The organism is Micromonospora sp. WMMD723, from assembly GCF_049863385.1.
GTDB lineage: Bacteria > Actinomycetota > Actinomycetes > Mycobacteriales > Micromonosporaceae > Micromonospora > Micromonospora wenchangensis.
Genome location: NZ_JBMKNR010000001.1, coordinates 5,218,712 through 5,233,283, shown reverse-complemented (window position 1 = coordinate 5,233,283; position 14,572 = coordinate 5,218,712). Strand labels below are relative to the sequence as shown.

The 14,572-nt window shown below is 74.6% G+C and carries 9 protein-coding genes; 2 read left to right on the top strand and 7 right to left on the bottom strand.

The annotated features are described in order from the left end of the window. Positions 1 to 13 precede the first annotated feature (13 nt). From ACN261_RS22645 to ACN261_RS22635, 3 genes are all read right to left on the bottom strand, one after another. Entirely contained in the window at positions 14 to 1,327 is a 1,314-nt protein-coding gene (locus ACN261_RS22645; RefSeq protein WP_425852022.1) for an RNA polymerase sigma factor, read from the bottom strand. Then, entirely contained in the window at positions 1,300 to 1,719 is a 420-nt protein-coding gene (locus ACN261_RS22640; RefSeq protein ID WP_204924603.1) for a YciI family protein, read from the bottom strand. The genes ACN261_RS22645 and ACN261_RS22640 overlap by 28 nt, the downstream gene beginning before the upstream one ends. A 95-nt stretch (positions 1,720 to 1,814) precedes the next feature. Beyond that, complete coding sequence (locus ACN261_RS22635; protein ID WP_425852020.1) at positions 1,815 to 2,612, bottom strand: class I SAM-dependent methyltransferase; 798 nt, start codon at positions 2,610 to 2,612, stop codon at positions 1,815 to 1,817. 45 nt (positions 2,613 to 2,657) lie between these two features. On the opposite strand from ACN261_RS22635, the gene ACN261_RS22630 reads away from it, so the two are divergent. Both ACN261_RS22630 and ACN261_RS22625 read left to right on the top strand, forming a co-directional pair. Beyond that, positions 2,658 to 3,173 (top strand): NUDIX hydrolase, encoded by a 516-nt coding sequence (locus tag ACN261_RS22630; protein ID WP_421481666.1) that lies wholly within the window; start codon positions 2,658 to 2,660, stop codon positions 3,171 to 3,173. A 41-nt stretch (positions 3,174 to 3,214) separates the two neighbouring features. Further along, entirely contained in the window at positions 3,215 to 4,594 is a 1,380-nt protein-coding gene (locus ACN261_RS22625) for a hypothetical protein (RefSeq protein WP_425852018.1), read from the top strand. 188 nt (positions 4,595 to 4,782) lie between these two features. Here ACN261_RS22625 and ACN261_RS22620 read toward each other — a convergent pair whose 3' ends face one another. The 4 genes from ACN261_RS22620 to ACN261_RS22605 are packed head-to-tail and all read right to left on the bottom strand — an operon-like array spanning position 4,783 to position 14,559. Continuing rightward, positions 4,783 to 10,299 (bottom strand): amino acid adenylation domain-containing protein, encoded by a 5,517-nt coding sequence (locus ACN261_RS22620; RefSeq protein WP_425852016.1) that lies wholly within the window; start codon positions 10,297 to 10,299, stop codon positions 4,783 to 4,785. After that, the gene (locus tag ACN261_RS22615; protein ID WP_425852014.1) at positions 10,296 to 13,421 is read right to left on the bottom strand and encodes a non-ribosomal peptide synthetase; all 3,126 of its coding nucleotides are present in this window, start codon (positions 13,419 to 13,421) and stop codon (positions 10,296 to 10,298) included. Before ACN261_RS22615 ends, ACN261_RS22620 begins: the two co-directional genes overlap by 4 nt. Then, positions 13,418 to 13,606, bottom strand: a complete 189-nt coding sequence (locus tag ACN261_RS22610) for an MbtH family protein (RefSeq protein ID WP_088646413.1) — start codon at positions 13,604 to 13,606, stop codon at positions 13,418 to 13,420. Before ACN261_RS22610 ends, ACN261_RS22615 begins: the two co-directional genes overlap by 4 nt. After that, positions 13,606 to 14,559 carry a TauD/TfdA family dioxygenase gene (locus ACN261_RS22605; RefSeq protein ID WP_420118879.1) on the bottom strand — a complete coding sequence of 318 codons (954 nt, stop codon included), beginning with the start codon at positions 14,557 to 14,559 and terminating at the stop codon, positions 13,606 to 13,608. The genes ACN261_RS22610 and ACN261_RS22605 overlap by 1 nt, the downstream gene beginning before the upstream one ends. Between the last annotated feature and the right edge of the window lie 13 nt (positions 14,560 to 14,572).

The following is a 14,572-nucleotide window of genomic DNA, read 5'->3' as shown; positions in this document are numbered from 1 at the left end:
CAGCCGGGCCGGCTCACCCGTCGAGGTCGCCGGCCCGGCGCAGCAGCACCGCCCGTTCCCGCACGTTGCGGCACAGCCTGGCGGCGAACTCCAACTCGGCGCGCGCCTCGACGGTCCGGCCGAGCCGGGCGAGCAGCTCACCCCGGACGCTCGGCAGCAGGTGCGACCCGGCGAGGCGGCCGGTGGCGGCGACCTCGTCCACCACGGCCAGCGCCGGCTGCGGCCCGTCGGCCATCGCCACGGCCACGGCCCGGTTCAGCTCGACGACCGGCGACGGCGCCACCCGGCCGAGCGCCTCGTAGAGCAGCACCACCCGGGACCAGTCGGTCTGGGCCACCGACGGGGCACCGGCGTGGCAGGCGGCGATCGCCGCCTGCAACCCGTACGGCCCGAGGCCGCGCCCCGCCGCCACGGCCCGGCGCAGCGCCGCCATCCCCCGGCGGATCGCCGACCGGTCCCACCGCCGCCGGTCCTGGTCCGCCAGCAGTACCGCCTCGCCGTCGGCGTCGACCCGGGCCGGGAAGCGCGCGGCGGTCAGCTCACACAGGGCGAGCAGGCCGTGCACCTCCGGCTCGGCGGGCAGCAGCGCGGCCAGCGTCCGGGCCAACCGGATCGCCTCGTACGCCAGGTCGGGGCGGAGCAGGTCGGTGCCGGCCGTCGCCGTCGACCCCTCGGTGAAGATCACATAGAGCACGCCCAGCACCGCACCGAGACGTTCCCGCCGCTGCGGTGGCTCCGGCAGGGCGAACGGCACCCCCGCGGCGGCGATCGTCTTCTTGGCCCGGGTGATCCGTGCCTGCACGGCGGGCACCGGCACCAGCAGCGCCCGCGCGATCTCCTCGCTGGACAGGCCGCCGACCACCCGCAGCGTCAACGCCAGCCGGGCCGGCGGCGGGAGCACCGGATGACAGGCCACGAACATCAACGCCAGCACGTCGTCGTCGACCCGGTCCGGGTCCCAGGGCAGGTCCGCGTCTCCGGACCCGCCGGCCGGCTCGGCGAGCCGGCCGGCGAGCACCGCGTAGCGGTCGTCGAGCGCGGCCCGGCGGCGGAACGCGTCGACCGCCCGCCGCCGGGCGGTGGTGAGCAGCCAGCCCACCGGGTTCGCCGGCACCCCGTCGCGCGCCCAGCCGACCAGGGCCTGCGCCACCGCCTCCTGGGCGACGTCCTCGGCGAGCGCGAAGTCGCCGGTGTACCGGGCCAGCGCGCCGACGATCCGGGCCGACTCGATGCGCCAGAGCGCCTCGACGGCCCGCCGGGCCGACTCGGCGTCCGGCGGGTCGTCGGTGGGCACCGTGCTCAGAGCTGGCCGGTCCGCTCGCGCCACTCCCGCTCCCTGACGATGAACTCGTTGTCCTGCGGGAACTCGTCGATGCCGGGGACCCGGCGCACCTCGCACCTGCTGCCGGGCAGCGCCGGCATCCGCCGGGCCCACTCGACGGCCTCCTCCTTCGACGCCACGTCGAGCAGGTAGAAGCCGCCGAACAGCTCCTTCGTCTCGCCGTACGGGCCGTCGGTGACGACCGGGGTCTCCCCGCTGTAGTCGACCACCACGCCCTGCGCCGGGTCCTCCAGGCCCTCGGCGGCCACCAGCACGCCCGCGCGGATCAACTCGTCGTTGAACCGCCCCATCGTCTCCAGCATCTCCTCAAGCGGGATCTTCATCATCGTCGCCAGGGACTCGTCCGTGTTCCGCATGATCAGCATGTACTTGGCCATCGTCGCTCCTCGTCGTCGGGTCGCCGTTCGACCCGCTCACCCTCTGGTCGAACGGGGACCGGGCCGGATCGACACGACCGTCCGGTGAATTTTCGTCAGGCCGGCCGTCGGGCCAGCACCAGGGTGGTCCGCAGGTCGAGGGTGACGGTGCCGCCGAAGCCGTCGACGGCGGCCCCGATCGCCGCGAGGACCCGCTCCCGCTGCTGCGGTGGGCGGCGCAACTGCGGCGAGAAGGTGCCGACGAGTCGCTGGTACCGCGCCGTGGTCAGCGGCACCGGCCGGCGGAACGCCGACGACCGGACGTCGGTGAACAGCCCGCTGCCGGTGACGTCGGTGTGGAACCAGTCCTCCGGCTGGTCGTGGTGCGGCACCGGGTCGACCGACTCGAACGCCGCCCGGATCGCCGCCGACTGGGCCGGGTCGACGTAGTCGTACCGGTGGGCGAAGACGGCCAGGGTGCCGCCGGGGGTCAGCGCGTCGTGGGCCCGCCGGTTGCGGGTGGCCGGGTCGAGCCAGTGCCAGGCCAACGCGCAGGCCAGCAGGGGCACCCCGGCCGGCGGTGGCGACCACTGCTCGAACCGGGCGAGGACCACCTCGACGTCGGGGAACCGGGCGGCCAGCACCGCCGCCATCCGCGCGTCCGGCTCGACGCAGGTCACCCGCGCCGGGGCGGCCCCGACCGCCGCCGGGCGCGGGTGGGCCGGCCCGTCGGGGTGGGCGAGGTCACGCAGCAGCGCGGTGGCCAGGCCGGTGCCCGCGCCGACCTCGACCAGCCGGGCGGGGGGTCCACCGTGATAGGCGAGGATGGTGTCGGCGAGGGCGACCGGATAGCCCGGCCGGATCTCGTCGTAGTCGTCCGCCACCTCGCCGAAGAGCTCCACCATGATCGCCATCGTCGCACCGTCACCGCCCCGGCGGTGCCCCGTCGAGGGAGGCCCATGACCGAACTGCCCCGGGACCTGCCGGTGATCGAACGCACCGCCGTGCGGCTGGTGGTCCGCGACACCGACGGCCTGATCCTGCTGTTCCACACCCGCGACCCGGAACACCCCCGGCTGGGCACCTGGTGGGAGCTGCCCGGCGGGGGCGTCGACCCCGGTGAGACGTACCCGCAGACCGCCCTGCGGGAACTGCGCGAGGAGACCGGCTTCGTGGTCACCGCCGCGCAGCTCGGCCCGCCGACCTGGCGACGGCGGGCCAGTTTCATCCACCGCCGGTTGCGCCACGTCCAGGACGAGGTGGTGCTGACCGTACGCCTCGACGCCGCCGCGCCGGACGTCGACGGGGCGGACCGCCTCGACTACGAGGTGGAGGACTACTTCGGGTTCCGCTGGTGGCCGGTCGAGGAGATCGTGACCAGCACCGCCCGGTTCTACCCGGGTCGGCTGCCCGCGCTGCTCCCCGCGTTCCTGGCCGGCGAGCGGATCGACGAACCGTTCGAACTCTGGTCCTGACCGGGGTGCCGGCGGCCCGTGCGGTGGGCACAGTGGAGGGCATGACGACGATCCCGTACGACCCGCTGGCCCGGTACGCCGCCCGGCTGCACGCCGACCTCGGCGCCCGGCACCACGTCGCCTCCCCGCTCGGGGCCTGGCTGCTGCTGGCGCTCGCCGCACCGGCCGCCACCGGCGCGGTCCGGGACGAACTGGCCGACGTGCTCGGCGTCGACGGGGAGACCGCGGCGGCGGCGGCCACCGCGCTGCTGGACCGGCCGCACCCGCTCGTGCCGTCGGCCACCGCCGTCTGGCACCGGCCCGGCACCGCCCCCGACCGGCTGGCCGGCTGGTGGGACGGGCTGCCCCGGAGCACCGCCACCGGCCCGCTGCCCGACCGGGCGGGCCTGGATGCCTGGGCCCGTGAGCACACCCTCGGCCTGGTCGACCGGTTCCCGCTGACCGTCTCCCCCCGGGTGCTGCTGGCGCTGGCGAGTGCGCTGGCCACCCGGATCTCCTGGGCCACCCCGTTCGACCTGGTGCCCGGCGCGGCGCTCGGCCCCGACGACCCGCGCGACGCGACCCGGCCGGACGACGGACCCGCCCACCCGACGGGCGCGGGGCACGGACCGGACCGGGGGCACGGGCACGGACCCGACGGGGAGCACGGGCACGGACCCGACCGGGGGCACGGGACGGCCGGGCCGGGCGGCGGCTGGGCGGGGCGGCTGTCCCGGGTGTTGCGCAGCCCGGAACACGGGCACCGCGCCTGGATCGCGGCGACGGGCCCGGCCGGCGACGTCGCCGTGCACGCCGCCGCGGCGGTGGAGCGCGACGGGGCCGGGCTGGTGGTGCTCTCGGTGCTCGCCGACCCGGCGGTCCCCGCGGCCGACGTCCTCGCCGCCGGCTACGCGCTGGCCGGTGCGGCGGTGGACGGCGAACCGGCCCGCCGGTCGCTGTTCGACCTGCCGCTGGGCCCGGGTCCCCTCGGCACGCTGCGCGAGGAGCCGGTGCGCACCGCCGCCCGCGACGGCCGGGAGGAACGCCACCGGGCGGTGCTGCCCTGCTGGTCGGCCCACGACGAGCACGACCTGACCGCCCCCGGGCTGGGGTTCGCGGCGGTGGGGCGGGCGCTGGGTGGGCTGCTCGGCGTCGACGTGGGCGTCGAGGCCCGGCAGGCGACGGTGGCGCACTACGGCCGGTACGGCTTCGAGGCCGCCGCCGTGACCGGGGCGTTCGCCCTGACCAGCCTCCCGCCGGAGGGCGTACGCCGCAGCGCCGAGTTGCGGTTCGGGCACCCGTACGCGGTGCTGGCGGTGGCCACCGACCACCGGGACGGCGAACCCGGGCCGTGGCACGGGCTGCCGGTCTTCTCCGCCTGGGTGGCCGAGCCCCGGGAACCGGTGGACACCGACCTCGTCGACCCGGTCGAGTCCTGGTGACCGGGGTCCACCGGCGCTGACCGGCGTCGGCGCTGACCGGCGTCGGCGCTGCCGAGGTCCGGGCGGCGACGACCAGGCCCGACCGCGACGTTCGCCCCCGAGGCGGCACCGTCCCCGGGGGACCCGCCGCGGTCGGGGGTCCCGCGCCCGCGCGGGCACGACGGGTGTCGCCATGCCCGCGCGAGCGCTCAGCCGGCCACCGACGCCGGCTCCGGGCGGGCCTTCGCCCGCTCGGCGAGCCGCCGCTGCCGCTCCTGCGCCCCGATCAGGTCGTCGGGGAGCGAGTCGGGCACCTCGATGTCGAACCGGCGCAGCATCCGGATCGCGAACCCGCCGAGCGTGATCAGCACCAGGGCCAGCCCGAAGCAGACGTACGCGAAGCCGATGCCCCGACCCGGACCGGTGCCGATCACCGCGCCCACCGAACCGGCCAGTGCCCCGCCGTCGGCGAGCATCGGCTCGAACAGCGCGGTCGCGCCCGGGGCGAGCAGCGCGAAGCCGATCGGCAGGGTCGACCAGGAGATCGTCTGGTTCAGGCTGAACACCCGGCCGTGGAACCGCTGCGGGACCTTCACCTGGACGATCGTGGCGTAGATCGACTGGGCGGTGGTCATCGCCATGGCCAGCCAGAACGCCCCGAAGGCGATCATGACCACGGAGGCGTCCAGACCGATCAGCACACAGCCGACGGCGGTGCCCAGGTTGCCGATCAGCACCCCGATCATCCGCCGCTGCCGGGGCCCGCCCCACAGCGACATCAGCACCCCTCCGGCCACCGCGCCGATCGCCTCGGCCAGCGCCACCTGCGCCACCTGGGTGGCGGTGCCGAACGACAGCACCAGCGGGGTGGTGAGCACCAGCGCCGGGGCGAGGAAGACGTTGCCCAGCGCGAAGTAGCCGAGCATCAGCCGGAAGCCCTTGTGCCGCCACGAGTAGCGCAGACCGTTGGCGATCGCCACCAGCAGCCGTTCCCGGGGCCGCCAGCCGAGCAGGTCGGGGAAGCGGACCACGGCCAGCGTCAGCACCGCCACCAGGTAGCTCGCCACGTCGATCAACAGGATGCCCTTGAGGCCGATCGCGGCGAGCAGACCGGCCGCGAAGACCGGCATCAGGAGCATCGCGAAACCGCTGGAGAGCTGGGTGATACCCATCGCGTGCCCCAGGTAGCGCTTCGGCACCAGCTGCGGCACCGCCGACTGGAAGGCGATCCGCTGGAACGACCCGGCCACCTGACTCAGCGCCACCAGCCCGTAGATGTGCCACAGGGCGAGGTTGTCGGTCCAGAGCAGGGCGGCGAGGACGAGCTGGATGGAACCGGACACGCAGCTCGCGATCATCATGATCCGTCGCCGGCTGACCCGGTCGGTGAGCGCGCCGGCCACCGGGAGCATCAGCACCCCGCAGATCAGCGCCAACGCCCACAGCAGGCCCAGGTCGGCCACCGACCCGGTCCGGGTGAACAGCCAGATCGGCAGGGCGAACGCGGTCAACGCCGAGCCGGTGGTGGAGACGAGCTGCCCGGCGGTGACCGCGACGAAGCGGGCCATGCTCGGTTTCACCACCGCCGGGGCCGGCCGGTCGGCGTCGCCGACGCGCAGGTGGTCGGCGACCACCCAGCCGGCGTCCTCGCCCCGGGCCGCCGGGCCGAGCGCCGAGACGTCCCCGGCCCGCACGGCCGGGTGCACCTGGGTGACGATCTCGGCCAGCTCGTCGGCCCGGTACTTGAGGAAGAAGTGGCCGGCCTGGTCAAGCACCACCAGGCCGAGGGTGTCGCTGAGGAACTGCCACTCCGCGTACCGCTCGGTGTGGTAGTCGGTCACCGGGTCCTCGGAGCCGACCACCGAGACGATCGGCGCCCGCAGCTTCGCCGCGCCCCGGTCGAGCAGCCCGGTGAAGTACTCCTCCGACGCGCGGGAGTCGGCCCGCATGTTGCTGATGATCCGGTCGGCCTGCTCCGGCTCCAGCTCGTCGGTGTCCACCCCCATGCTCTTGAGCCAGCTCGCGTAGTGCCGGTTGCTGCTCAACTGCTCCAGCCGGTTACGCAACGCCGCGAAGGCGCCCTTCGGCCGGGCGAACGGGAACATCGCCCCGATGTAGACGACCTCCAGCTCCCGCCCGGCGGCCTCCACCTTGCGCGCGACCTCGGCGATGATCGCGCTGCCCACCCCGCAGTGACCGTAGAGGGCCAGCGGGCCCTCGATCCGCTCCACGATCTCGGCGGCCACCCGGCTGGTCAGCTCGTCGAACGGCAGGGCGTCCTCGGTCAGCCCGACGTCGTGGCCGGGGATGGCCAGCGACCACAGCGCGTGCCCGGCGGGCAGCGCGTCGGCCAGCGGCTGGTAGACGATGGCGCTGCCGCCGCCGTACGGGACGCAGACGTAGCTGAGCACCCGCCTGCCGGCCGGGATCGGCTTGGTCAGCTCGTAGAGCAGTCGACGCGGACCGGCCGCCTCGGCGTCGCCGGTCATGAACGCGGCCAGCTCGCGGATGGTGCGCTGCTGGAACAGGTCCATCACGCCGACCGCCCGGCCGCCGTGCTCGGCCCGGCGGATCTTCGCCACCACCTGGGTGGCGAGCATCGAGTGCCCGCCCAGGTCGAAGAAGTCGTCGTCGATGCCGAGCGTCGGCACGCCCAGCACCTCCGACCAGATCCCGGCGAGCAGCCGCTCGGTGTCGTCGCGCGGCTCCACCAGGGCCACCGACGCCTCGCGGGTGACCACCGGCGCGGGCAGCGCCCGACGGTCGAGCTTGCCGTTCGGGGTCAGCGGCAACGCGTCCAGGGTGACGAACGCGGCCGGCACCATGTACTCCGGCAGGGTCTCCTTCAGCGCCGTCTTCAGCGCGGCGTGCTCGGCCCCGCCCACCAGGTACGCGGTGAGCCGCTTGTCGCCGGGGCTGTCCTCGCGGACGATCACCGCCGCCTCGGCCACCCCGGGCTGCTCGCGCAGGGCGCTCTCGATCTCGCCCAGCTCGATGCGCAGGCCGCGCAGCTTGACCTGGTGGTCGATCCGGCCCAGGAACTCGATCACCCCGGCCGGGTCGGCCCCGGTCGTCGTCCCCGCCGGGTCGGGCACCCAACGGGCCAGGTCACCGGTGCGGTACAACCGGGCGCCCGGCTCGCCGGAGAACGGGTCCGGCACGAACCGTTCGGCGGTCAGCGCCGGCCGCAGATGGTAGCCACGGGCCAGGCCCACCCCACCGATGTGCAGCTCACCGGCCACCCCTACCGGGCACTCCCGACCGGCCGGGTCGAGCACGTGCAGCCGCAGGTTGGCGATCGGCCCACCGATCGGCACGCCGGTCAGCCCGGCCAGCAGCGCCGGGTCGCAGTGCCAGGCGCTGACGTCGATCGCCGCCTCGGTCGGGCCGTACAGGTTGTGCAGTGCGCAGTGCGGCAGCCGGGCGGTGAAGTCCACCGCCGAGGCCAGCGGCAGCTCCTCGCCGGAGCAGATCACCCGCCGCAGCGCGGTGGCCGCCTCCACCCCCTCCTCGGCCAGGAACACCGTCAGCATCGACGGCACGAAGTGGGCGGTGGTGACCCGCTCGGCCACCAGCACGTCGCGCAGGTAGCCGGCGTCCTTGTGGCCGCCGGGCCTGGCCAGCACCAACCGGGCACCGGTACGCAGCGGCCAGAAGAACTCCCACACCGACACGTCGAAGCTGGCCGGGGTCTTCTGCAACACCGCGTCGTCGGCGTCGAGCCGGTAGGTCTTCTGCATCCAGTCGAGCCGGTTGACGATGCCCCGGTGGGTGTTCGGCACCCCCTTCGGGCGACCCGTCGACCCCGACGTGTAGATCACGTACGCCAGGTGTTGCGGGCCGGCCAGCGGGGTCGGGTCGGTAGGCGGCTGGTCGGCCCAGACCGCCGGGTCGTCCAGGGCCAGCACCGTCGCGTCGACGGTGGGCAGCACGTCACGCAGCTGCTCCTGCACCAGCACCACCGGCGCGGCGGCGTCGGTCAGCATGAAGGCCAACCGGTCGGCCGGGTACTCCGGGTCCAGCGGCAGGTACGCCCCGCCGGCCTTGAGCACGCCGAGCAGGCCGGCGACCAGCTCCACGGAGCGTTCCGCGCAGACCCCGACCAGGGTCTCCGGGCCGACGCCGGCCGCCCGCAGCCGGTGCGCCACCCGGTTCGCCGCCGCGTTGAGCTGCGCGTACGTCGTCGACACGCCCTCGATGGTGACCGCCACCGCGTCCGGGGTGGCCGCCGCCGCCGCCTCGATCGGGCCGTGCAGCGTCTCGGCCGTCGGGAAGTCGGCGGTGGTGTCGTTCCAGGACGCCAGCAGCGCCCGTTCCCCGGCGGGGAGCAGGTCCAGCGCCGACACCGCCACGTCCGGGGTGGCCACGACCGCGCGCAGCAGGGCGCACCAGCGGTCGGCCATCCGGGTCACCGTGTCCCGGTCGAACAGGTCGGTGTTGAAGACCAGCTTGCCCCAGAGCCCGTCGACGGTCTCCACGGCGTGCAGCTCGAAGTCGAACCGGGTGGCCCGCAGCTCCATCGGGGTCCAGTCGAACGTCACGTCGGTGGCGTCGGAGACCTCGGTGAACCGGCCCATCTCGTAGTTCTGCAGCACGAACATCGCCTGGAACACCGGCGAGCGGCTGACGTCGCGGGGCAGGCCCAGTTCGTGGACCACCTTCGCGAACGGCACCTCGGCGTGCTCGAAGCCGTCCAGCACGCTGCGCCGGGTGCGTTCCAGCAGCTCGGTGAAGGTCGGGTCACCGGCCAGCTCGGCACGCAACGGCAGCATGTTGATGAACATGCCGACGATGTTCTCCAGCTCCGGGGCGGACCGGCCGGCCACCGACGCGCCGACCGCGAAGTCCTCCTGACCGGCGTGCCGGGCCAGGAAGACCTGGTAGGCGGCGAGCAGCGTCATGAACAGGGTGCCGCCGGACTCCCGGGTCAGCGCCGTCAGGCGTCCCGTCTCGGCCGGGTCGAGCCGGAACTCGACGAAGTCGCCCCGGTAGGTCTGGGTGGCCGGGCGGGGCCGGTCCAGCGGCAGCTCCAGCGGGGTGATCCCGGCCAGCCGGGACTTCCACCAGTCCAGGTGCGACCGGGCCGCCGGGCCGCCAAGCTCCCGGGCCTCCCAGACGGCGAAGTCGCCGTACTGCACCGGCAGGGTGGGCAGCTCGCCGCCCCGGTAGGCGGTGATCAGGTCACGCAGCAGCACGTCGACCGACCAGCCGTCACCGACGATGTGGTGCTTGCTGAGGAACAGCACGTGGTCGTCGGCGGCCAGCCGGATCAGCAACGCCCGCAGCAGCGGCCCGGCCGCCAAGTCGAACGGCGCGAGCGAGGCCGCCTCCACCAGCTCCTGCGCGGCCCGCTCGTCCGGGGCGTCGACCACGGTCAGCGGCACCTCGACCGCGTCGGCGATCACCACGGTCGGCTTGCCGTCGGCGTCGGCGGGGAACCGGCTGCGCAGCGACTCGTGCCGGGCGGTCAGCGCGGCGAGGGCGGCGCGCAGCGCCGTGACGTCGAGCGGGCCACGCACCCGCAGCGGCACCGCGATGTGGTACGCCGCCTCGCCCGGGGCGAGCTGGTCCATGAACCAGACCCGCTCCTGGGCGTACGACAGCGGCACCTCGACGTCGTCGGGCCGTGGCGTGATGCGGGCGGCGGGGGTGGCCTGCCGTCGGCGCAACCGTTGGGCGATCAACGCCGCCCGGGCGGCCTCCCGGGAATCCTTCAGGTCCGTCATGCGGGGGTGTCCTTCTCCGCCGCCAGCAACGCGGCGACCTCGGTCTCGGAAAGGTCGTCCAGCTCGGCGGCGATCTGCGCCTCGATCTGGGCGGCCAGGTCGGCCACCACGGGGCTGCCGAACAGCGCCCGCATCGGCAGGTCGACGTCCACCTCGGCCCGGATCCGGGCCATCGCCCGCATGCCGCGCAGCGAGTTGCCGCCGAGGGCGAAGAAGTCGTCGAGCGCGCCGACCTTCTCCACCTGCAGGATGTCGGCGTACACCTCGGCGACCAGGGTCTCGGCGTCGGTGCGGGGCGGGACGTAACCGTCGCCGGCCACCGACTCCGGCGGTGCGGGCAGCGCGGCCCGGTCCAGCTTGCCGTTCGGGGTCAACGGCAACGCGTCGAGCCGGACGAACGCGGCCGGCACCAGGTGCGCCGGCAGCTCCCGGGCCAGCTCGGCGGCGAGGTGCGCCTCCTCGGCGGTGCCGACGTGGTAACCGACCAGGGTCGGCTCCCCCGAGTCGGTGCGTACGGCCACCGCCGCCTGGTGCACCTCGGGGTGCTCCCGCATCGCCGCCTCGATCTCGCCCAGCTCGATCCGCATCCCCCGCACCTTCACCTGGTCGTCGCGGCGACCCAGGTAGTCGAGGGTGCCGTCGGTCCGCCACCGGGCCAGGTCACCGGTGCGGTACATCCGCTGCCCCGGCGGGCCGTACGGGCAGGGCAGGAACCGCTCGGCGGTCAGGCCGGGCCGACCCAGGTAGCCCCGGGCGAGCTGGTCACCGGCGACGTACAGCTCACCGACCACCCCCGGCGGGACCGGCTGGAACGCGGCGTCGAGCAGGTACACCCGGCTGGTGGCGGTGGGCCGGCCGATCGACACCGGGCCGGCGGGCACCTGCTGCCCGGGGGCGAGCCGGGCGGCGACACAGCCGACGGTGGCCTCGGTGGGGCCGTACTCGTTGACCACCGCCACGTCCGGGTGCGCGGACCGCCAGTCGGCGAGCTGCTCCCCGGTGAGCGCCTCGCCGCCGATCACCAGGTCGGTGGTGGGCGACAGCGCCTCCTCCAGCAGCGGCAGGTGGCTCGGGGTGACCTTGAGGAACGTCGGCCGTCCACCCACCCGGGCCGCCGGGGAGTCGATCCCGGCCAGCCGGACGGTGCCCCCGGCGGTGAGCGGGCCGAGCAGCCCGGTCACCGTCAGGTCGAACGAGACAGGCGAGTGCAGCAGGGCGGTGCCGGACAGCCCCGGGTAGGTGTCCCGGGCCCAGGCCAGGTACGCGACGATCGCCCGGTGCTCCACCACCACGCCCTTGGGGCGGCCGGTCGAGCCGGAGGTGTAGAGCACGTAGCCGGGGTGCTCCGGGCGCAACGGGGCGATCCGGTCGGCGTCGGTGAGGTCCGCACCGTCGGCGTCATCGGCGGGACCGGCGGCACCGTCGACCAGCAGCGCGTCGCCCGGCACCAGGATGGCGGTCTCCGCCACGGCCAGCACCAGCGCCGGCGCGGCGTCGGTGAGCAGGTAGCCGATCCGGCCCGCCGGATAGCCGGTGTCCACCGGCACGTACGCGGCCCCCGCCTTGAGTACGGCGAGGATCGCCACCAGCAGCTCCGGGCCGCGCGGCAGAGCCAGCGCCACCCGGGTCTCCGGGCCGACGCCCCGGCCCACCAGCACCCGGGCCAGCCGGTTCGCGGCGGCGTTGAGCTGCGCGTACGTCAGCGTGACGTCCTCGCAGACCAGGGCGGTGGCGTCCGGGGTGGCCGCCACCTGCCGCTGCACCTCGTCGACGACGGTGGCCGACGGTCCGGCCACGGCCACCCCGGCCCACCCGCCGAGGACCAGGTCCCGTTCGGCGTCGGCGAGCAGCGGCAGCGCGGAGACCGGCTGCCGCGGGTCGGCCACGGCCGCGTCGAGCAGCCGGACGTAGCGGGCCACGACCGCCTCGGCGGTGGACCTGTCGAACAGGTCGGTCCGGTAGACCAGCCGGCTCTCGCCGGTGGTGATGTCGAAGGCCAGGTCGTCCTTGGTGGTGCCCAGCTCCACCGGGTCCAGCCCCGAGTCGGGGATGAAGTTCAGCGCGGTCTGGAAGATCGGCTGCACCGACGGGTCCCGCTCCGGGGCGACCGCCTCGACGATCGCCTGGAACGGGGTCTGCCCGTGCTCCAGGGCGTCGACCAGCCCGTCGCGGACCCGGCCGAGCAGGTCGGTGAAGCGCGGGTCGCCGCCGACGTCGCAGCGCAGCGCCACCGGGTTGACGAACATGCCGATCAGCGGGGTCAGCTCGGCGGTCTCCCGGCCGGCGGTGGAGACCCCGACCACCACGTCGGTGTCGCCGGAGATCCGCGACAACAGCGCCGCGAAACCGGCCAGCAGCACCATGTACGGGGTGACCGCCGACCCGGCGGCCAGCCGGGTGACCCGGTCGAGCAGCCCGTCGGGCAGGTCGAAACGCACCTCGTCACCGGCGAAGCCGAGCTGCGCGGGGCGGGGCCGGTCCAGCGGCAGGCCGGTGGCCTTCGGGGCGCCGGCCAGGTGACCGGTCCAGAAGGCGAGCTGCCGGTCCCGTTCCGCGCCGGTGAGCTGGTCGCGTTGCCACACCGCGAAGTCGGCGTACTGGATGGGCAGCTCCGGCACGGCGGCCGGCACGCCGGTCGACGCGGTCCGCGCGAACGCGGCGATCTCGGCGCCGAACAGCACCGCCGAGTGGCTGTCGAAGACGGCGTGGTGCACCACCAGCAGCAGCGTCCACCCGTCGTCGAAGCGGATCAGCCGGGCCCGCCACAGCGGCGGCGCGTCCAACGGGATCGGGGTCCGGGCCAGCTCGACGCGCAGCGCGTCGGACCGCCGCAGGCGCTCCGGATCGGGCAGCCCACGCAGGTCGTCGACGGGCAGCCGGGGCGGCTCGTACTCCCGGACCACCTGCACCAGGGTGCCGTCGTCGACCCGCAGGTGGGTGCGCAGCGCCTCGTGCCGGGCGACGACCTGACCGAACACCTCGGTCGCCGTCTCGGCGTCCAGGTCGGCGGGCAGCCGGCACGGCACCGACACGTTGTAGACCGGGGAGGACGGGTCGAGCTGGTTGGCGATCCAGACCCTTTCCTGTGCGAACGAGGCGGGGAAGGTCCACTCGCGGGTCATGCCGTCTGCTCCCGTACCGAACGCGGGCGCATGTCGGTCCAGACCTCGTCGACGTGGGCCAGGCACTCCTCGCGGCTGCCGGTGAAGCCCGCGTCGTGCCAGCCGGCGGGCAGGTCGCGGTCGGCCGCCCAGATCGAGTACTGCTCCTCGTCGTTGCGCACGACCAGGAATCGGGTGTCGGCCATCAGTTCGCTCCAGCGGTGTCGGGGGTGTGCGGTTCGGCCATCGCGACGGCGATCTTGCGGGGTCCGGTGAACGGCTCCCGTCCGTGCGCGGCGGTCATGTTGTCGACCACCAGCACGTCGTCGCGCCGGTAGTCGAAGCGGACGCTGGCCGCCCGGTACGCGGCCCGCAGGTGGTCCATCACGTCGGCGGGGATCTCGCCGCCGTCGCCGTAGTAGGTGTTCGCCGGCAGCCCCTCGGGGCCGAACATCGCCAGCAGCCCCTCCTGGTAGTCCTTCGGCAGGGTGCTCAGGTGGAAGAAGGTGGCGTGGTTGAACCAGCGCGGGGTGTCCGAACCGGGCCGGTGGTGCACCACGTCGCGCACCGCCCGGGTGCGCAGCCCGTCCTTGCCCACCCACTCCAGTTCGATCCGGTTCGCCGCCGCGTACGCCTGCACCTGCGCCCGGTCGTCGGTACCGAAGACGTCCTGCCAGCGGGTGCCGAAGTCGGCGTGGAAGTTGCGCACCAGCAGCCAGCGCCGCCTGACGAACTCCTCGCGGACCGCCGGGTCGATCTCGGCGTACACCCGGCGCACGTCGGCCAGCGGGGTCGCGCCGAGGGTCTGCGGCGCGGTCAGGCAGTAGAAGAACAGCGTCAGCGGCCAGCGCGCCTGGTAGGAGTTCTCGTTGTGCAGGAAGATCTCCTCGTCCGGCGGGTAGTCGGTCGAGGTGTAGACCTTCCCCTTGATGGCGTGCCGGGGCGAGGACCGCTCGGTGTAGGTCAGCGGTTCGCCGGAGAACGCCCGCACCACCGCGTCGAAGCCGTCCACCCCGCCCACGTCGAAGCCGCGGAACAGCAGCCCGCCGTGCGCGACGAGGGTGGCGCGCAGCTCGGCCCGGCGTCGGTCGATCAGCTCGGTCAGGGCGGTGCCGTCGTTCTCGACGACGACCGGCAGCGTGGCGATCGTGTCGCTCATTGCGTGGTCTCCT